Here is an 18,653-nt window from a genome sequence, read left to right as displayed (position 1 = left end):
TTCCTGTGTGATTCTTTCACAAATTTCTGTTCTCCTTGTTCTCAGTAACAATTCCCAAATTCATCCCTGACTGCCTCATACAGTGGAATTCATATATTTTCATTCGGTATCACTGCACAACAGCAGAGACCGCTTATCTGCTATTGTACTCATACACAAACTATTTGTCAATGTTGCCGTTACTATAAATGACCTCATTGTTACTGTTCACTCGCTACTATTCTGCGAAGTGTTTTGGCATGAAAATGCCAAACTCTCAACAGCACGTTATTTCTTACCATCTTCGTATTCTTTCAGCTCTTCCGGTGCCAGAAGCATGATCATTGCCGTACAACTGCAGATCACAATCGTATCCACAAATACACCCAGAGCCTGCTTCATTGGAAAACAGTCCTCTCTTAATTCCATTCATCAGCACTGCCCCAAATCCGCCTGCCGCTATCTGTCGAAAACCAAATGCCTCTCTGAAAATCCTGCTGAATATCCCCGGAAGGCTTCCGATATTTGAAAAAATAATAAACAAAGTGATCGTGAAATAGCACACCGCCATGACCGGCACCAGCAGATCAGGCCGGACCGCCTCTGTATCCTCCATAAAGAGGATCTTTTTCCTTATATAATTGTGCAAGCGTTGCCTCCACAAACGCAGTGGAAGAACCAATAATAGCAGTCACCCACATCCAGAATACTGCACCTGCACCCCCCTGCCAAAACTGCCTCTACCACGCCGACCAGATCTCCCTACAGAAATGAATACACTTTTTCAATTAATGTTACAATCATGTGATTATCCTTTCAGATTTTTTACTCTCTACTTTCCCCATACTGACCCGTTGATTATATTTTCTCCGTTCTCAGCAATACGTTTCACATTCACAGAGTTTATCGGAATGCAATGCTCATTCACGCTGTAACGTTTCAACGCAGTCTCATTCAAGTAGTATAACATTAATCATCTTCCGCGTAAATCAACTTTTTATATTTACAATGCTGAACAGCTTTCTTGCATTCTGCATGGTTCCCAAAATTACTTTTACGATCATCTGTCTCACTCCTATGCAAACAGGCTGATCACAATCGCACAGATCAGACCTGTGAATCCTATAATTGTTTCCATCATTGTCCATGATTTTAAAGTTGTCTTCTCATCAATCTCAAGAAGAGAACTTACCAGCCAGAAGCCGGAATCATTTACATGGCTGAACGCAGTTGCACCGCCATTGTCATGGCTACGACTGCTGCACCTACCGATGCACGGATCAGTGCTACGATCAGAAATGCTACAAGTACTAATGGAAGTCCTGTATTAATACGACTGCCGATAAATTTGGACCATAAAATTCCGGCAAAAATCAATGAAAGAATACCAACCGGCACACCCACTGCAATCATAACACCCAAATCTACATTGAGCATATTTGCGACAAGTACAGATCCTGCTGATGGTGGGATAAATGCAAAACCGGTTGCCAGTCCTGCCAGTAATGGAATTACATAATATAATGTAGATTTCTTTGTTTTCTTTGCAAGTCCGAATGCAAGTGGGATCAGAATCACAACACCAGCTTCAAAGAATACGGTAGTTCCGACTACCAGTCCAGTGATACCAAAGGCAATTCCTGCCTTTTTCTCACTAAACTTATTTACCAGTGTCTGAGCAACACACTGTGCTCCCCCTGATACTTCCAGGATTCCTCCAAATAAGGAACCCAGACCGATCAGTAATACAATTCCCTGCAATGTCTCACCGGCACCTTTTTCCACTGTGCTCACCAGAGTCGGAACCGGCATTCCTGCTCCGAGACCAATGAACAAAGCTGAAATCAACAGGGATAATATCGGGTGAATTTTAAATTTGATAATAAGCAGCAGTAACAATACGATGCCTGCCGCTGCCGCGATCAACAGCCTTGATGGCTCTGCTGCGAATACCGCTTCTGTCATTTTGATTTTCCTCCTGAATTTACAGTATTTTTTCTTGTTTTTGGGCTAATATATGGGGACGCAGTTTTTTTGCGTCCCCTATGTATTCTTATAGTCTTAATTTTCTCAGTCTGGCAGATATATTATTTTCTAAAACAACCTTCTATCGTACATAATCATCCCTGATTCATTAAAAAAAAATGACTTCTCTTAACTCCAGAAGAATATATCTCCAGTACTTATTAATTTTCTAAAATCTGTCTGACAAGATCATCTTACCCATAAACCAATATCTGCTCCACCATTGATTTAATCAACTCAGATACGATTTCAGATTACAAAATCCCTCTTGACTCAATCAACCTACATATTTATGTATAGTTTCTCTTACAGCACCAGGTCCTGCGATCATTTCGCGGAACATGCCTTCAATCTTCTCTCCCACACCATCTTTGTACAGATCTGTGAAGAACAGGCGCTCATTGGAAAGGATTGGTTTCAACTGATCCTTGAATGTCTCCGATTTGCCAACTACGATATCCTTAAACTGTTCCTGAAGTTCCTCATTCATTGGATCTGGTGCAAGTTCGAATTTATTTCCTTCATCATCTACACCCAGCATATATCTGAGCCATCCTGCAATACCAAGAGGAATCGCAGTCAGTCTGGAAGCATCTCCGAATTTCTGAACATATGCTTTGATAGTCTCACCAAAACGGATACCAACCATCTGAGATACGTCTACTGCCAGACGAAGGTTTGTATCTCCCAGATATTCATTCGGGAAACGGTCATTAAAGAGTTCATCTACGAAAGCCTGCGGAGAAAGGATTCCCGGATCTGCTACTACAGGAAGACCTTCGTCATAAGCAATCATACGTGCCATCTTCATCATATCATCATTTGTATTCAGCATATGAGCAAACAGGTCATATCCCAGAACTACACCCAGCGGACCTGTAGCAGAATGTACAGGATTCAGGCATACAGTTACTTTCATACGTTCGGCACAGTCAGTCAGAATCTGAATCTGCTGGAGCAGGAAGGTCTGATCGAAAGGAACGGATACTTTGAATCTACAGGAGGACGTAAGGCAAACGCAATCCAGATCGTCTCCGACTTCAGGGTTTCCATTGGCATCGGTATCCTGAAGAATATGTTTCACATTACAGCAGTTGACCTGTACGGAAATGCCTTCTACACCGATACGATTCCTCTTCCATATTCAGATACACCAGACTACTATAAACAAGTCACTGATAAAGTCAAAGAATTTATCGCAGTAAAACAGTATGATGAAGAAAAAATCCTCGGTGTTTCCATTGCCACCCAGGGTATCACCTCTCCGGATCATACTACCGTATTATACGGCAATATCATGAATAACGCCGGCATGAAACTAGATGATTTTTCCCGCCATCTGCCTTATCCATGCTATCTTGAGCATGACTCCAAATCTTCTGCTTTTCTGGAATTATGGAATCATCCTGAACTTGACAGCGCAGTCGTCTTTCTGCTGAACCGAAATCTGGGCGGTGCAATCATCACAAATCATCTGATCCACCAGGGCAGTTCCATGCACAGTGGAACTCTGGAACACATGTGCATTAATCCGGATGGTCCACTCTGTTATTGTGGAAACCGTGGATGCCTGGAAACCTACTGCTCTGCCAATTCTCTGGAACATGCCGCAGATATGACAGTAAAAGAATTTTTCCCTCTCCTGCGCGAAAAAAAATCTCCCCAGCTTACACAAATCTGGGAAGATTACCTCAATCATCTGGCTTTCGCCATGAAGAATTTAAATCTTGTTATTGATGCGCCAATTATTATCAGCGGATATCTGGCACCTTATTTTACGGAGGAAGATATTGAGTATCTGGCAGACCACATCAATGCTTCTTCACCATTCGCCCTGGACAGAACCCATATCCTGGTCGGCACGAACGGACAGTATACACCGGCGATTGGAGCTGCGTTGTATTATGTGGAGAAGTTTATTCAGGCAGTATAATTATTACACTCACGTACCACCAATTGATTGTTGACACACTGGTCAATGTCATGCAAAATTCGCATAAAAATACCTGCTGTAGAGATATTTTTCAATATCTGCAAACAGCAGGTATTCTTTTATTTAAGGCTTAATGAGAACCAATAATTCAGTGGAGATCCTGACATTCCATTGTATGTCTTTCCAGGAGCTTTATAATAGGCCGGTTTCTTTGTTGTATGGTATTCTACATTTATCTTTGTCACAGTTTTCAGTGAAATCTTTGCTCCATTTTTCATATTCTTAAATGCATAACGTCCATTACTGTTTTTATACGTAATCTGGATGTTATCAATCTTGTAACCAGCTGCAGGAGTGATCTGCAGTTTCGCCGTACCAGTCTGGGTTAATGCCATTTTCGGCTGTCTGTAACCTTTAAGTACAGATGCATAATCCTTATTTCCCAGTTTGAAATTCTTAAATACCGAATTGAATTCCTTAAATGTAACTCTGGATGAAAGTTTATATGTTTTTCCATACTGCTTTACAGTGAAACTGATGGTTGTCTGGGTGCCGTCTTTGATTACGTAGTCATCTTTTCGGTCAACATAGATTGCGTTCAAACCATTCAGTTTAGCTGCCTGAAAGTTTTTGTTAGATGATTTCACATTGGATACAACTGCCGAATCTGCCAGATTTCCAATATACAGATTTTCCTCAACAACTGTCATGTACGGATTACCTGATCCCTTTTCTTCTCCGATGTTGTATCTGGAAATCTTCTGATATCTCAATGTCTGTGTTTTCAGGCAGGCCGGCGCCGCCGCTGCATTCGCCACAGCCGGAATCCAAAAAACTGCAATCAGACAGGCAAACAGACTGCATAAGAGTAAACGGATTTTCTTCATTTTCATCGTCCTCCTTGATTCTTTGGTTTTTATAACAGAATTATAGAAGAGTCTGGATAAGAATGCAATGTACTACGAATATAAAATAAAAAAATGCTGCAAGCTACATATCAGGTGTTATGCGGCTGTGGCACTTTTTTATTTTCTCTAATGTCCTAAAACGGAATGTCTCTCTTTTCTGCAATATATCAGTCTCTGTTGATATACCAACTTCAACCTTCCGTACCCCATTTTTCTCTAAATTTTTCTACCTCTAATCCATTTAACCGGCAAAGCCCACTGCCATACAATGTAGAATTCTCTTCCGAATTCCTGAAGCATTCAATTGCTTCCTGGCTGTTCTTTGCAACTGACACATAAAAATTTTGTGACATCACCGCAGACTTTACGGTGATGCCACATGTTTCAGAAAATTTTCCTATTTTATCTGATTTACAGTATCTCTCTTCCTACTTTACCTTAAAAAGATTATAAGCATCTTCATCATTGCAGTCCATATCCTCTGCAATCTGAAGCATCTCACGATATTCGGATGCCTGAACTGAATCCTTCGGATTAAACTGAACATCTGTAGGAAGCACAGCTATATATTTCTTATCTGCACTGCTGCCTGCCACTGCCCAGCTTGGAAACTCTTCATAAGAATTATCTCCCCAGTCATATGCCATGATCGTAAGTACGGTCCCTCCGAAACCATCTTTCTTTGCACCTGAATGATAAATTTTCAGAGTAGTGTTATTTACAACCTCATACTCCCAGTCAATATATGCCGGAAACTGCACAGAGAAATAATCATTCTCCAGAATCGTGTCGCCTCCGTCTGGAGTATACTTTAGATTAGATGCAATGTTAAATCCGGAGTCCGCTACAAGATAATTCTTATTTACATACCCTTCGATTCCATTCTTGGAAAAGCCATACCAGTAATCTCCATCAAGCCAATTGCTGACATAGAAAATATCTCCGTTATACAGCTTCTCCACTTCATTAGAAGCATCAAAAGCCGGAGCCGACCGAACCGCCAGATATCCCTTCTCAACATGCACCACATAAGGATCAGCCGCCTTCGTCTCCGCCCAAGCAGGCTGCACCAGAAGCACCAACGCAAGAAAAACTACTGTTAAACTCTTGATAAATGCCTTCATTTCATACATCTCCTTTCTTATCTGTACGTTGTTTCCGTAGTTATATTTATAATATGATTTTAGAGGAATACATACATAATGTCAACGTGCAAATTCTACTGGAACGGTACGCTCATTTTGAAATCATCGGTATATCTATTCTGCAATTGCAATTTCCAAAGGAAAATAAACATATCCCTTGCTGTATTTTTTCCCTTGCTTTATATATAAAAACAGTTCACTATTCCACCGATTATTTATCAGAAGATTTGTAATATCATACGCCGGATTATCCTCTTTAAACTTTATTGTTTTTACGATTCTTTTGCCATTACTGATTACCAGGCTCTGACCTTTTATCCCTTTTATATAATCCCGATATCCTTTATGCGTCAATTGAGGTTTCTTTATCTTATCTGTTCGATTTGACAGAAGCAGCATATTTATATTCTTTACTTTCATCGTCTTTACATTGCTTTTCCAACTCTGGCTCTGCAGGTAAATCTGTATCTTCGTTCCAGTCTTCTGTTTCGGAATTTGCACATCCATATTTCCTACTGTAAGCCCTTCCGGGGTCGTGCATTTCTTCTGAAATAAGATTTTTCCATTTGCCTTTATTATCAAGCTGGCATTTTCATACTCCGGATTGATCACAGCACCGCTATTATCATAAACTACACAGAATTTCTCTGTCTTATTTGTAATTGTCCTATCTAATACGAAATCATAAGGATGAGCAGCCGTTTCCACCGGTAAACCTTCCGTCCCATCCGTCACAAACTCCCAGTAAATAGGCTCTTCATCCGCCCACACTGGAACCATTCCGGCAGAAACGCTCATTGCACACGCCATGATTACTGCAATTAATCTTTTCCTCATAAAGAATCCTCCTTCTTAAAGCTGGCGGCATTAAATATAGATCTTTGCCTGAAACAAACAAGTTCTCTGCTCAAAGAATAGCATAGTTGTGGATTTCTCTGTAATTTATGTTTTCATTATAGCCCTTACCAGTATTTTTTTATATAACTAACGGCATCTTCTTCTGATAAAGAAAACTCCTTCATAAGGTTCTTTATTACAGCATCTTTATTAATATTAAAATTTTTGCAGGTACGAATCGTTGCCTGAATTCCTTTCTCTATTCCTTTTTCAATTCCTCCCTGCTCTGCTTTTTTCTCTAATTCCTCCAATGCACTGCACATATTGATTCTACCTCCTTTTTGTTCCATCTCCAAAGCTTGACTTATCAGACGCTGTGATTGTGTAATCGCTCCAATCACAATGCCCAGTTCCGATGAAATCTCATGTTCTTTATATACTGTATTGATTTTAGCATAATTACGCTCATAAATAGAACGGCTAATATCAAACACTGTATTAACATCCGAATCATGGAACTTAAGTGCTCCACTTGTTCTTAACTCAATCAGATTCATTTTATAATCTGACACCAATGTTCTTATCTTATCAGGAATTTCCAACATATCCATCAGGCACAATGGCCCGTCCCACGGATTTTCTCCATAATAAACACAGAGACTTATCACTGGATGAAGTCTATCTGTTTTCTTCATATTGGAAAGGAATTCATCTGATGTCGTAAAATCTTTATCTTTTCGGTTCTTTGCTGCAATCTCATTATACTCTTTTAAATAAGAAAAAGCATCTCCAATCATATGTCTCAATGGCATCGCATAATGTATCGTTACTGTTCACTCCGTTCTCAGCAGCAAAGCACACGTCATCTCAGCCTCAGTAAAAAGATTTTTACAGCAAAAAGGACAGTGCAAAATCTATTGATTTTGTACGCTGTCCTTTTCTGTTTCCAATTAGATATCCTCTACATTGAATGCAATATGCAAATTATTTCATTTCTTATCCATATAATTTTATCTCTGTCCCTTATCGTAAGGAATTCCTTCTGCCTTCGGTGCGCGTGATTTCTTGGAGGAAACAGCAAGCACAAGCAGGGAAATGATGTATGGGAGCATCTTATAGAATGTTCCCGGGATGTTCAGGGATGCGAGGAAGTCGAAGCCTGAATATACGTTGGACAATGCACGGAAGAGTCCAAACAGTAATGCTGCCAGAGCGATCAGATTCGGTTTCCACTGTCCGAAGATCATAACGGCAAGTGCCAGGAATCCGAAGCCTGCGACACCGTTCTCGAATTTCCATTCGGAAACGCCGGCTGTGATGTACACGATACCGCCGAGTCCGCCAAGGAATCCGGAGATCAGGACACCGATGTAGCGCATTTTATATACATTGATTCCCACGGAGTCTGCTGCCTGCGGATGTTCTCCGCATGCCATCAGTCGTAAGCCAAGACGTGTGTGATATAAAACAACGTTTGCAAGGATCAGAAGTACAATCGTGATGATCATAAACCAGTTAATCTCGAAGCCTGCGATCTTTACGATGGAAAAGGCTTTCTTCTGGTCAATGTACTGGATGGTGGATGCTACGTTGTTTGGGTTCTCTGCCATGTTGATGGCTTTTACAAATACAGTTGCTGCTGCAGTTGCCAGCATGTTCATTGCAGTTCCGACCAATGTCTGGTCTGCGTTGAAGTTGATGGCTGCTACTGCGAGGAGAAGTGAGAATACCATTCCGAATACCACACTGCCGATGACTACGCCGATCACCATAGCTGCCGGTGAAAGGTTCGGCATGTATTTCATAACCAGTGCGCCGCCAAGTGCTCCTGCAACCATGATTCCCTCAAGACCAAGGTTAATGATACCACTTCGTTCAGAGAAGCATCCGCCGAGTGCAACCAGTAATAAAACGGATGCATAGATCAGGGTATACTGTAATAATAATGCCATGCTTATTCTCCTCCTTTCTTCGCTGCTACGTTCTTTTTCTTATCTTCAGATTTCTGGATCCTGCTTCTCATTACGTGTTTAAAGAATAATACAAATCCGCAGAAATAGATAATGAGTGCTGCGATCAGGTCGGAAATCTGTGAACAATAAACCATCTTGTCTACATATGCACCGCCGCTGGTGATATGCTGGATAAAGAATGAGGAAAAAATCACGCCGATCGGATGGATACCGCCGAGGAATGCAGCTGCGATTCCGTTGAATCCCATATTCGGGACTGCTGTCTGTGCGCAGGACCACTGTTCGATTCCACATAAGTACAGGAATCCGGCTCCAAGTCCGGCAAGTGCACCGGAGATTGCCATTGTAAGGATAATGTTTTTCTTTTCTCTCATACCTGCATATTTTGCAGCATTGATGGAGAGACCAGTTGCTTTGAGCTCATAACCTAATTTTGTCTTATCAAGTACAACCCATACCAGGATGGCAAAAATAACTGCCAGCGGGATGGCGATGGTTACATAACGGTTATCCGCAAATAAATGCTGAAGTCCCAGATGCGGGATCAGTGCGTTCGGATTGTTGGTGCGAAGCGGAAGTGTATAAGTAGTTCCGGATTCTTTTACTTCTGTAAGTACAGTGTTTACAGCATACAGGCTGATCCAGTTCAGCATGATGCATGCGATTACTTCGTTTACATTCAGGTACGCTTTTAATGCGCCTGCGATGGCACCAAGTGCTGCGCCGCCGAGCATTGCCAGGATCAGGCATACCCACCATGGCGCATTGTAATGGATACCGAAATACAGGGCAAATCCTGCTCCAACAGAATACTGTCCGGATGCTCCGATATTAAACAGGCCTACTTTATAGGCAAATAAAACGGACAGAGTACACATCAGAAGCGGTGCTGTTTTTGCAAGGGTGCTTCCGAAGTATTCCAGTGCAACTTCCGGTCTCGGGAAATACAGGAAGTTCTGCAGGATTGCGGTGATGGCTTTTCCTGCTCCTGCCGGATTGATGGCGAGAAGTACCACATAACCTACAACCAGTCCAAGTACAATACAGAACAGGGATGCAAGTAAAGTCTGGACAGCTCCATTCGACAGTATATTCTTTTTCTCTTTATTCATCTCTTAAACCTCCTGTCTCTTGGCGCCTGTCATGTAAAGGCCAAGTTCTTCTACTGTTACTTCTTCCGGTTTGAATTCTCCTACGATCTCGCCCTCGTACATCACAAGGATTCTGTCGGAAACATCCATAACCTCATCCAGTTCCAGACTGACAAGAAGTACTGCTTTTCCTTTGTCGCGCTCTTCGATGATCTGTTTGTGGATCAGTTCGATAGCACCTACGTCTACGCCTCGGGTCGGCTGTACAGCGATCAGGAATGACGGATCTTTGTCGATTTCTCTGGCTACGATAGCTTTCTGCTGATTACCGCCGGACATGGTTCTTGCTACTGTCACTGCACCCTGGCTGGATCTGACGTCAAATTTGTTGATCAGCTTTTCTGCATAGCTTCGGATTTCTTTTTTCTTAAGGAAACCGAATGTGTTGGTAAACTGTGGCTTGAAATAAGTCTGGAGTACCATGTTGTTCTCCAGTGAATAATCAAGTACCAGACCGTGTTTGTGTCTGTCTTCCGGAATGTGGCTCTCTCCGAGAACGGATCTCTGACGGACAGATGCCTTTGTGAGATCCTGGCCATTCATATGGATGGTTCCGGATTTCAGATCTGACAGACCGGAAAGTCCGTATACCAGCTCGCTCTGGCCGTTTCCGTCGATTCCGGCGATGCAGACGATCTCGCCCTCTCTTACCTGGAATGATACATTTCTCACTGCATCCTTCTTATGGTTCTCACCGGCTACTGTCATTCCCTTGACATCCAACACAACTTTACCCGGATTCATCGGTGCTTTGTCTACTTTAAAGCTGACATTTCTTCCTACCATCATGGCGGAAAGTTTTTCTGGAGTTGTGTCTTTGATGTTGACGGTGTCAATGTATTTTCCTTTGCGGAGGATGGTGCAGCGGTCAGCTACTTCCATGATCTCGTTCAGTTTGTGTGTGATAAAGAGAATGCTTTTTCCTTCTGCTGCAAGGCCTTTCATGATCTTCATGAGCTCTGCGATTTCCTGTACGGTAAGCACGGCAGTCGGCTCGTCGAAGATCAGGATTTCGTTATCACGGTAGAGCATCTTCAGGATTTCGGTTCTCTGCTGCATTCCGACTGTGATGTTCTCGATCAGAGCATCCGGATCTACCTGGAGATGATATTTCTCAGACAGCTCCATGACTTTCTTTCTGGCGTCGTCTTTTTTCAGCAGGCCGTATTTGGTGTTTTCTACTCCGAGGATGATGTTATCCAGTACGGAGAAGCATTCTACCAGTTTGAAGTGCTGGTGTACCATACCGATCTGCAGGGCATTGGCATCGTTTGGATTCTTGATCTCTACTTTCTTTCCGTCTTTGCGTATCTCGCCTTCATCCGGCTGGTACAGACCAAACAGAATACTCATCAGCGTTGATTTTCCGGCTCCATTTTCACCGAGAAGTGCATGGATCTCACCTTTTTTCAACTGAAGCGTAATATTATCGTTTGCCACAATTCCTGGGAAACGCTTGGTAATATTCAGCATTTCAATTGCATATTCAGACATATTATTATTTCCTTTCCATTTTTAATTAAATCCTGTAAGGTTACTGTTTCGTGCAACATTTCCAGAGATATTTTGACATATACAGGTCAAAATTCCGAAGCATGCGGTGCTGAGAATGAAATGAACAGTAACCATGTAAGTTCTGAAAAACTTACCAGTATTCCGTCTGATTTATTTGATCGTACCCTGACGTACATTTAATTTTACAGATACCTGTGGCATCTCATCAGTGCTGTTGTTGACTTCAACTTTGCCGTCAAAGATGTCTGCTACGAGTTTCTTGTAGTCTTCCAGTCCGAAATCATCGTTCCACTGAGTGGTATCCTCCGGAAGTCCGACATAGTTCAGGGACATATCGTCTTTGGATACAAGACCAAGGTTCTCTACTTTTCCTACGTGTTCTTCCCATGTTCCGTCATAGATGATGGAATTGAGCATGGAATTTACGGTTGCTGTAAGGCTCTTCATAGCTGAAGTGATGGTCATTCCCTCGCCGTATGCGTCGATAGTCGGAGACTGATCGGAGTCAACACCGATGATCTTTCCACCTACTTTCGCTGCTGCCTCTGCTGCTGAGGTGAAAATACCACCGCCGCATGCGAAGACAACTTCTGTTCCGTTGCTGTACCAGGTGTCCATAGCTGCTGTGATCTCTGTGGATCCATAGAACTGACCGCCGTATGCATACTCAATAGTCACGTCATCTGTGATTCCCATTTCTTTTGCAGCTACGTCAATTCCCTGTACATAACCGTATCCATAACGCATAACTCCAGGAACTGCCTGACCACCGAGAAATCCGAGGTGACGGTATCCAAGTTTTACTGCTGTATATCCTGCAAGGTATCCTGGGATTGCTTCCTGATAGATCGCAAGGTAGGTGTTTTCTGTATTATAATAATCAGCTACATTGTAGGCATCCGGGTCATCATAGTAAGCATTTCCTACTGCTGCCGCACCGATGTCACCTGCGCTCATATCCAGAACAATGAATTTAATGTCCGGATATTTGAAAGTAGTGTCTACAACTGTCTGGGCAAAAACATAGCCAGGCATTACCAGAATATTGTAGCCTTCTGCTACCGCAACATCGACCATGGCTGTTCTGGCATAGTCTGTGTCACCGTCTGGTTTCTTGTAGGTAAAATCAATGTTATGTTCGTTGCAGTAATCTCTGCAGGCTTCATAAGTTGTCTGGTTAAAGGACTGGTCCGTGATGTCTCCTGCGTCTGTGATCATGCAGACTCTGTATTCGGAGCTGCCGGTATTCTCTGTGGCTACGGACTTTCCGCCGCATCCGGATAACATGAGAACCAGCATTGCTGCGATCAGCAGGATGGACACTGCTTTTTTACATTTTTTCATGCGTTTTGTTTCCTCCATTGTAATGTGTTGCTGCTCACTCCGTGAACAATAACGGTTATCGTTTTCTTATTCTGCTGTAAATCTGCGGTTTTATCCGTTGCAAAATGTATCGGACAAATGTCCCTTCAAAATCATTCTTACCTTTCTGACAAGGTTTTTGATTTTCGGAATAAAGGAAACAGAATTTGAAGTTATATCCCCTTTATGCCAGCTGACTTCGCTTGTATTTACAACATAAATTCAAACTTTTTAAATAATATCATAAATTATGACATTTTATAGAAGTTTTTTTCTCATCAGTGAATGAATTTTACGGGACTTTTTTCCTGCAATACACAAAAATGCCTGCTTAGGAGATATTTATAATATCCGCCGTCAGCAGGCATTTTATTATTTATTCGTTTTTGTTATTGATCTGTTTACCCGATCCATAACATCAGTAACACATTTTCTTTATTCATTGATCAATTTATTATTTACATATTCAAATCCGAGACGATTCACTGTATCCGCAAAACGTTCGCCTGCGATTCCTTCGTTTTTGAAGAGATTGATGGCTTTCTCTACTACGTTCATTACCTCTTCTTCATCCGTAAAGATCTTGGTAAGTGTAAGTCCGTGAGCGACTCTCTTGCCCCAGCGGCCGCCTATGTAGATCTTGTAACCGTTCTGGTATTCTGTAACTGCGCCAAATGGGCATCTGCCTTTGCAGCGGCCGCAGTGATTGCATTCTTCTGGATTGATATAGATTTTGCCGTCTACTACTTTCGGAACTGTTACCGGACAGTTCTTCGCGATCTGTCAGACTTTGCATCCACGGCATTTCTCAATATCTGGCTTCGGGATTCGCTGACCGATGATTCCAAGGTCATTCAAATTTGGTTTTACGCAGTTGTTCGGGCATCCGCCTACTGCGATTTTGAATTTATGTGGTAGTGTTACGTTATGATATCCTACATAAAAACGTTCGTGAATCTTTTCGCTGAGTGCAAATGTATCGATCAGACCGTACTGACAAGTGGTTCCTTTACAGGATACAACCGGTCTCACCAGACTTCCGGTTCCACCGGTAGTCAGACCATGTTCTGCCAGAAATGCGATGGTATCTTCGATGTTCGCATATGGTACCCCCTGAATTTCCAGGCTCAGGCGGGTTGTCATCGTAATTTCGCCGTTTCCGAATTTCTCTGCTGCATCGGCAATCGCACGGTGCTCGTCTGTAGTGATGCGGCCGTTTCTTGTGATTACCCGGATGTTGAAAATGTCATCGTAACGTTTATCCTTTAAACATCCAAGACCTTTCACACGTTTGATTTCTTCTGGGCTTAGCTTTGTGCCGGAAATTGTTTCTTTCTCCTGTTTCATTTGAGTTCTCCTCTTTTTCTTGCACTTTAGTATTGCTCATTCCAGCCACTTATACTGCAAAAAATCTTATTGTTTAGATAAGTTCCCCTATTTTTTGCAGTATATTTTCTGTTACTGTCTACTTGACACTATCCTGAGACATGCGACGCAAATGTATTTTTCATTTTACTCAAACTGGAATCTTGTTTCTTATTGATTATAGAGCTCATAAATGATAAAATCAATTCATTAGTTTTTATGAAATAATAAGTTAAATTTATCATATGTTAATAACGAAATACTAAAGATAACTCATACTCCAGGAGGCGAATCCTATGTTGGATCATAGAACTGAAACTTTTATGACTGTATGCAATGTTATGAACTATCGCGAAGCAGCTGAACTGCTACACATTACACAACCTGCCGTCACACAACATATACAGTTTCTGGAAAAGGAATACGGCTGCCGTTTTTTTCTCTACGAAAACAGAAAACTGATTAAAACACCCGCTGCTCAGATGCTGGAAGAACATTTACGTTCTGCACAACAGCGTGAGAATTTTCTCCGTGAAAAGCTCAAAAATAATGGCCTTCGTGAGCTTCGCATCGGCGCCACAAAGACCATTGGAGACTATGTAATTACTGACCAGATTCATAAATTTCTGGACCAGTCTGATACTTCCCTGACATTGATCGTTGATAATACAAAACATCTTCTTCAACTACTTGAACAGAATGCACTGGACTATGCCATTATCGAGGGATATTTTGACAAAAACAGATTTGAAAGCCAGCTATACCGCAGAGAACCTTTCGTAGGAATCTGCCCGAAAGACCATCCATTTGCAGGAAAAGAAGTCTCCGTAGAAAACCTTCTGTCCGAAACCCTCATCCACCGCGAAAAAGGCTCTGGGACTCTGGCCATCCTTGAGGATAAACTCCTAGAACACAACGAATCCCTGGAACGCTTTCACCGCCATATCTGCATTTCCAGCTTCAAAATGATCATCGACCTTATCAAATCCGGATATGGAATTTCTTTCGTATATGAAGTTCTTGCTAAAAGCGATCCGGAACTTGGGATTTTTACGCTCAAAGGAGAACCACTGATCAGGGAGTTTAATATTATTTATCTGAAGTATGCGGAGGTTGAGGAGAAGATTGGGTGGTTTTTGGATTGATAAAATTTCTATTTTCATATGTTTCCAAAAAAGTGTTCAAATCCGAACACTTTAAAGAACCCAAATACTACAATATCTTCTCTGAATTCTAAGCCTTGATTTTTCAAGGTTTTTTCTTTGTCCATAATCAAAATCCCCCATTTTTTTTAAAAAATACTTGACAAATCCCTCCAAAAATGTGGCGTTTCACGCCTTGATCAATAAGAAATTTCTTTTTTGGCTCTGCCGATTATATTATTTTTGAAATAGAGGCATTATCATGTTACCTGTTTATTCACCTGGATCACATTCCCTTTATCAGGACTTCTTTATCTCTAACTTTTTACTTTATTACCCGGATCCTTTTTCTATCCCCAGCCAGACCTGGAAGATCATCATCCAGGTCTGGCATCTGGATCTTCCTCAGACTACAAATATCCTTATGGACTCTTATTCTAAATTTTGGCCTTCTCCACGAGATCCTGCTTTCATGCTGCGTTCTTACCTGCTTTCTATTAAACTCAAGATCACTTCCATTACTGATTGGGTATCCAGGCTCAAAGAATGTCCTTTATATGCCATCATCAGTGGATTCTCCCCTGATGATGTACCAGGCATCGGTACCTTTTATGATTTCTTCCGCCATATCTGGGATTCTGACCAGAAACATCTTTCTGTCCAGCTCAGACATAAAAAGAAGATTATAAATTAGAAGACGGCAGACACCGTTCATCTATGATGTGGTACTGCCGCCTCTACTGCACCATGATGCTGCAACATCTGGATGCATGGGAAATGCCATCTATTGAGGCATTCCAGTCATTATTAAGTTTAGACGCTTAATAATGACAGTTTACGTCATACCATACTTTTTTTCAAGACATAGTTTCAACTATGTCTAAAAATCATGCCTATTGAAATGTTATATTTTCAATCAGAACAATTTTCTTCTATCAAAACGCTATATTCAGTTTTATTCGACTTTGTATTTACTAAATCTAATTAACTCCGAGAAGTTATTAAATAGATAATGCCTATAGCAATCCTCTAAAATAATGCATCTTAATCCAGCCCATCAGAGTGTGAAATCCTGCGTCAGATATCTTTGCCGTGCGTCAGCACGCCCGCAGATATCTTCCTTGTCTTTCGCACTCTGCTGAACTGCCTTAAATGCATTATTTACGAGGATTGCTATAGTTTATACTCTTTTACCCAGTATATCAAAAATTCTTACTACTACATAGCAATATTTCTGATTATAACAAATTAATCTGGCAGGCTACTCTTCAAGCAAAGTCTTCCCCACCCTACTTCCTCATTTGGATACACCTCATACCCCTGCAGTGGCTGCGCCCCTCTTCTGAGATATGCTTTTACTTTTTCCCCATAGAGATACGGATCATTCCCATTAATAATCCCCCACTGCATAAGCAACGCCGCTGCTCCGCTGACAAAGGGGGCTGCGAAGGAGGTTCCTGTTACTGGGCTGCAGCCACCGCCTGGGATTGGGGCTACTATGTTTACGCCGGGAGCGGCCAGATCGGGTTTGAGGCAGGGGAGCATTCGGCTGCCGCGACCGGAGAAGTCGGCGTAGGCGTTGATCAGGGAATCGTAAGCTCCCACTGTGATGATCCTTGAAGATGTTGAGGGGATTGTGAGGGTGCCGTAGGCTCTGGGGGTGTAGAATCCGGTTCCGCGGTTGAGGGTACTGCCGCCGGGGAGCCATAGGTAGTATTCTCCGCCTCGGACGCGTTTTCCACTTAAGATGATCTTCCAGCCGCCGCTGTCCACATAAGTTTCCACCGGAAGGAAATCTATGTAGATTTCCTGGGTTACATGGTAGGGGCCTGGTTTGCCATAGTAAATCAGGAGTTCTGTATTTCCCAGTCTGTAGCGCTGAGGGCCAAGCTGTTCGTAAAGTGGTCCGATCCTGCTGCCGGAGGGATTGGCGATGTAGATATCCATTTCGTCCTCGTAGGATTTCCATAGCTGTACATTCAGTGTTGGTTCTCTGCTGCTTATAGATAATTCTACCTGGCGGGTCTGACCCTGGCTGAGTGTTCCGCCGTCATGCAGTGGCTGGTTTCCATTGTTTCCTGTGCCTGTGCAGATTGCAAGTCTGCCCATGGAGGAAACCATATCTATATAAGTCTCAAGTAATGAATCACCTCGGTGGGATCCATAGTTGTTTCCAAAACTGAGATTGATCACCATCGGTCGTCCCATAGCTAACGCCTGGCGCACCAGATAATCAATCCCCTGTATTAGTTCTGTAGTCCTTGGAAATGCGTTCTCTCTGGGAACTCCCATCTTCACCACCAGCAGATCACTTTCATATGCAACTCCCTGATTCACTCCATCTGACGCCCGCCCATTTCCCGCAGCAATCCCAAGTACCGAGGTTCCATGTCCACTGTAATCCATGGACGGAACAAGGCGCCTGCCCTGGTTTTCTCCAAGTGCAAGCGCCTCATCTATTTCTTCTTTCGTATATTCTGTTCCTGTTACATATCCCTGCGGTGGATTTCCTTGTATGCTTTGATCCCATAAACGTAAAATCCTGCTGCTTCCGTCTGCATTTCGGAAGTCAGAGTGAAAATAGTCTACGCCCGAATCCACAACTCCTACCAGAATTCCTTTTCCTGTCAGTCCATTTCTGCCGGTCTGCACTGTCCGGATGCAGCTTGTTCCTTTTGCCTGAAACAGCTCAAAATACAGGCGTTTTGGCTTTTCCATAAATTCCACCTGTACTCTGTCGGAATAAGCATCTATCTCAGATTCCGGCAAAGTCACTACTGCATAGCCACCCAATAATGGGACTACCTGAATGCCGGTTCCCGCCAGTCCACTCTCCGGTCCGCTATATTTCACGATCACGTCCCACAATCGCATAGCTGAATCATATCCCACATTCAGATTCTCAGACTTTCTCCGTTCCTCTGGAGCAGCATCCATTGCAAGGTTTAAAAGATTATCTATTTTCTGATCTACCATAAATGATCCATTTCAGTTATACACATACTTACATTTATTATATACATTTGTTCTGATGTTTTCTCATATCTTTTCTTTAACAAATTTAATCTCACGTTCATACATGTTCTCCTCACATCGTGCAGACTAAACCGGCTTTATATCTTTTTTAGCTATAAATGAGCAAATTTGAAAAAATGCACAAAATTATCCTGCTAATTTCATAAATGATTCAAAATCATTGCTTGCTTTTGCACATGGAAGCAGATACTGATACTTTTCCTGATGAATAACACTACAGATTAGATGATATCCATCTTGAAAAGATCGATATTCACCAGTTCCTGTGACACAAATATAATG

General features: G+C 42.2%; 15 protein-coding genes and 2 pseudogenes. 3 read left to right on the top strand and 14 right to left on the bottom strand.

What is annotated here, in order from left to right:
• Positions 1 to 276: 276 nt before the first annotated feature.
• The 3 genes and pseudogenes from ACTNES_RS00085 to ACTNES_RS00075 all read right to left on the bottom strand — a co-directional run.
• Positions 277 to 741, bottom strand: a pseudogene (locus ACTNES_RS00085) (alanine:cation symporter family protein); the annotation flags it as partial.
• Positions 742 to 1,054: 313 nt separating this feature from the next.
• A pseudogene (locus tag ACTNES_RS00080) lies at positions 1,055 to 1,944 on the bottom strand (GntP family permease).
• Between the two features lie 337 nt (positions 1,945 to 2,281).
• The gene (locus tag ACTNES_RS00075; protein WP_291809885.1) at positions 2,282 to 2,923 is read right to left on the bottom strand and encodes a hypothetical protein; all 642 of its coding nucleotides are present in this window, start codon (positions 2,921 to 2,923) and stop codon (positions 2,282 to 2,284) included.
• Here ACTNES_RS00075 and ACTNES_RS00070 point away from each other — a divergent pair.
• Positions 2,891 to 3,937, top strand: a complete 1,047-nt coding sequence (locus tag ACTNES_RS00070) for an ROK family protein (protein WP_441038230.1) — start codon at positions 2,891 to 2,893, stop codon at positions 3,935 to 3,937. The two genes, ACTNES_RS00075 and ACTNES_RS00070, sit on opposite strands and share 33 nt — an antisense overlap.
• Positions 3,938 to 4,056: 119 nt before the next feature.
• Here ACTNES_RS00070 and ACTNES_RS00065 read toward each other — a convergent pair whose 3' ends face one another.
• The 10 genes from ACTNES_RS00065 to ACTNES_RS00020 form a co-directional block, all read right to left on the bottom strand.
• Positions 4,057 to 4,824: a hypothetical protein gene (locus tag ACTNES_RS00065; RefSeq protein WP_320812857.1), complete on the bottom strand. Its 768-nt coding sequence runs from the start codon at positions 4,822 to 4,824 to the stop codon at positions 4,057 to 4,059.
• A 449-nt stretch (positions 4,825 to 5,273) separates the two neighbouring features.
• Positions 5,274 to 5,969: a hypothetical protein gene (locus ACTNES_RS00060; RefSeq protein ID WP_291816092.1), complete on the bottom strand. Its 696-nt coding sequence runs from the start codon at positions 5,967 to 5,969 to the stop codon at positions 5,274 to 5,276.
• A 135-nt stretch (positions 5,970 to 6,104) separates the two neighbouring features.
• Positions 6,105 to 6,827, bottom strand: a complete 723-nt coding sequence (locus ACTNES_RS00055) for a hypothetical protein (protein WP_441038229.1) — start codon at positions 6,825 to 6,827, stop codon at positions 6,105 to 6,107.
• A gap of 125 nt (positions 6,828 to 6,952) precedes the next feature.
• Positions 6,953 to 7,522 carry an Rpn family recombination-promoting nuclease/putative transposase gene (locus ACTNES_RS00050; RefSeq protein ID WP_441038228.1) on the bottom strand — a complete coding sequence of 190 codons (570 nt, stop codon included), beginning with the start codon at positions 7,520 to 7,522 and terminating at the stop codon, positions 6,953 to 6,955.
• A gap of 315 nt (positions 7,523 to 7,837) precedes the next feature.
• Complete coding sequence (locus ACTNES_RS00045; protein WP_441038227.1) at positions 7,838 to 8,779, bottom strand: ABC transporter permease; 942 nt, start codon at positions 8,777 to 8,779, stop codon at positions 7,838 to 7,840.
• Positions 8,780 to 8,781: 2 nt separating this feature from the next.
• Positions 8,782 to 9,912: an ABC transporter permease gene (locus ACTNES_RS00040; RefSeq protein ID WP_291804422.1), complete on the bottom strand. Its 1,131-nt coding sequence runs from the start codon at positions 9,910 to 9,912 to the stop codon at positions 8,782 to 8,784.
• A 3-nt stretch (positions 9,913 to 9,915) separates the two neighbouring features.
• Positions 9,916 to 11,445: an ABC transporter ATP-binding protein gene (locus ACTNES_RS00035; protein ID WP_441038226.1), complete on the bottom strand. Its 1,530-nt coding sequence runs from the start codon at positions 11,443 to 11,445 to the stop codon at positions 9,916 to 9,918.
• 171 nt (positions 11,446 to 11,616) lie between these two features.
• Positions 11,617 to 12,810: a BMP family lipoprotein gene (locus tag ACTNES_RS00030; protein WP_291816073.1), complete on the bottom strand. Its 1,194-nt coding sequence runs from the start codon at positions 12,808 to 12,810 to the stop codon at positions 11,617 to 11,619.
• A 453-nt stretch (positions 12,811 to 13,263) separates the two neighbouring features.
• Positions 13,264 to 13,554: a 4Fe-4S binding protein gene (locus tag ACTNES_RS00025; RefSeq protein ID WP_441038277.1), complete on the bottom strand. Its 291-nt coding sequence runs from the start codon at positions 13,552 to 13,554 to the stop codon at positions 13,264 to 13,266.
• Positions 13,555 to 13,611: 57 nt separating this feature from the next.
• A complete protein-coding gene (locus ACTNES_RS00020) occupies positions 13,612 to 14,175 on the bottom strand; it encodes a hypothetical protein (protein ID WP_441038225.1) in 564 nt (187 codons plus the stop codon).
• 314 nt (positions 14,176 to 14,489) lie between these two features.
• Between ACTNES_RS00020 and ACTNES_RS00015 the strand changes: the two genes are divergently transcribed.
• On the top strand, positions 14,490 to 15,338 hold the full coding sequence (locus ACTNES_RS00015; protein WP_291804429.1) for a LysR family transcriptional regulator: 849 nt from the start codon (positions 14,490 to 14,492) through the stop codon (positions 15,336 to 15,338).
• Positions 15,339 to 15,597: 259 nt separating this feature from the next.
• Positions 15,598 to 16,029: a hypothetical protein gene (locus tag ACTNES_RS00010; RefSeq protein ID WP_441038224.1), complete on the top strand. Its 432-nt coding sequence runs from the start codon at positions 15,598 to 15,600 to the stop codon at positions 16,027 to 16,029.
• 554 nt (positions 16,030 to 16,583) lie between these two features.
• On the opposite strand, the gene ACTNES_RS00005 is transcribed toward ACTNES_RS00010, so the two are convergent.
• On the bottom strand, positions 16,584 to 18,311 hold the full coding sequence (locus ACTNES_RS00005; protein ID WP_441038223.1) for a S8 family peptidase: 1,728 nt from the start codon (positions 18,309 to 18,311) through the stop codon (positions 16,584 to 16,586).
• Positions 18,312 to 18,653 lie beyond the last annotated feature (342 nt).

Source organism: Blautia sp. HCP3S3_D9 (assembly GCF_052063845.1).
Taxonomy (GTDB): domain Bacteria; phylum Bacillota; class Clostridia; order Lachnospirales; family Lachnospiraceae; genus Blautia_A.
The sequence above is the reverse complement of the archived record's forward strand: the minus strand, read 5'-3'. Positions and strand labels throughout refer to the sequence as shown.

Coding starts and splice junctions, on each gene's coding strand:
- ACTNES_RS00015 (WP_291804429.1), top strand. CDS start 14,490: ATGTTGGATCATAGAACTGAAACTTTTATGACTGTATGCAATGTTATG.
- ACTNES_RS00030 (WP_291816073.1), bottom strand. CDS start 12,810: ATGAAAAAATGTAAAAAAGCAGTGTCCATCCTGCTGATCGCAGCAATG.
- ACTNES_RS00045 (WP_441038227.1), bottom strand. CDS start 8,779: ATGGCATTATTATTACAGTATACCCTGATCTATGCATCCGTTTTATTA.
- ACTNES_RS00020 (WP_441038225.1), bottom strand. CDS start 14,175: ATGAAACAGGAGAAAGAAACAATTTCCGGCACAAAGCTAAGCCCAGAA.
- ACTNES_RS00060 (WP_291816092.1), bottom strand. CDS start 5,969: ATGAAGGCATTTATCAAGAGTTTAACAGTAGTTTTTCTTGCGTTGGTG.
- ACTNES_RS00010 (WP_441038224.1), top strand. CDS start 15,598: ATGTTACCTGTTTATTCACCTGGATCACATTCCCTTTATCAGGACTTC.
- ACTNES_RS00005 (WP_441038223.1), bottom strand. CDS start 18,311: ATGGTAGATCAGAAAATAGATAATCTTTTAAACCTTGCAATGGATGCT.
- ACTNES_RS00050 (WP_441038228.1), bottom strand. CDS start 7,522: ATGAAGAAAACAGATAGACTTCATCCAGTGATAAGTCTCTGTGTTTAT.
- ACTNES_RS00055 (WP_441038229.1), bottom strand. CDS start 6,827: ATGAGGAAAAGATTAATTGCAGTAATCATGGCGTGTGCAATGAGCGTT.
- ACTNES_RS00040 (WP_291804422.1), bottom strand. CDS start 9,912: ATGAATAAAGAGAAAAAGAATATACTGTCGAATGGAGCTGTCCAGACT.
- ACTNES_RS00065 (WP_320812857.1), bottom strand. CDS start 4,824: ATGAAGAAAATCCGTTTACTCTTATGCAGTCTGTTTGCCTGTCTGATT.
- ACTNES_RS00035 (WP_441038226.1), bottom strand. CDS start 11,445: ATGTCTGAATATGCAATTGAAATGCTGAATATTACCAAGCGTTTCCCA.
- ACTNES_RS00070 (WP_441038230.1), top strand. CDS start 2,891: ATGTACAGGATTCAGGCATACAGTTACTTTCATACGTTCGGCACAGTC.
- ACTNES_RS00075 (WP_291809885.1), bottom strand. CDS start 2,923: ATGAAAGTAACTGTATGCCTGAATCCTGTACATTCTGCTACAGGTCCG.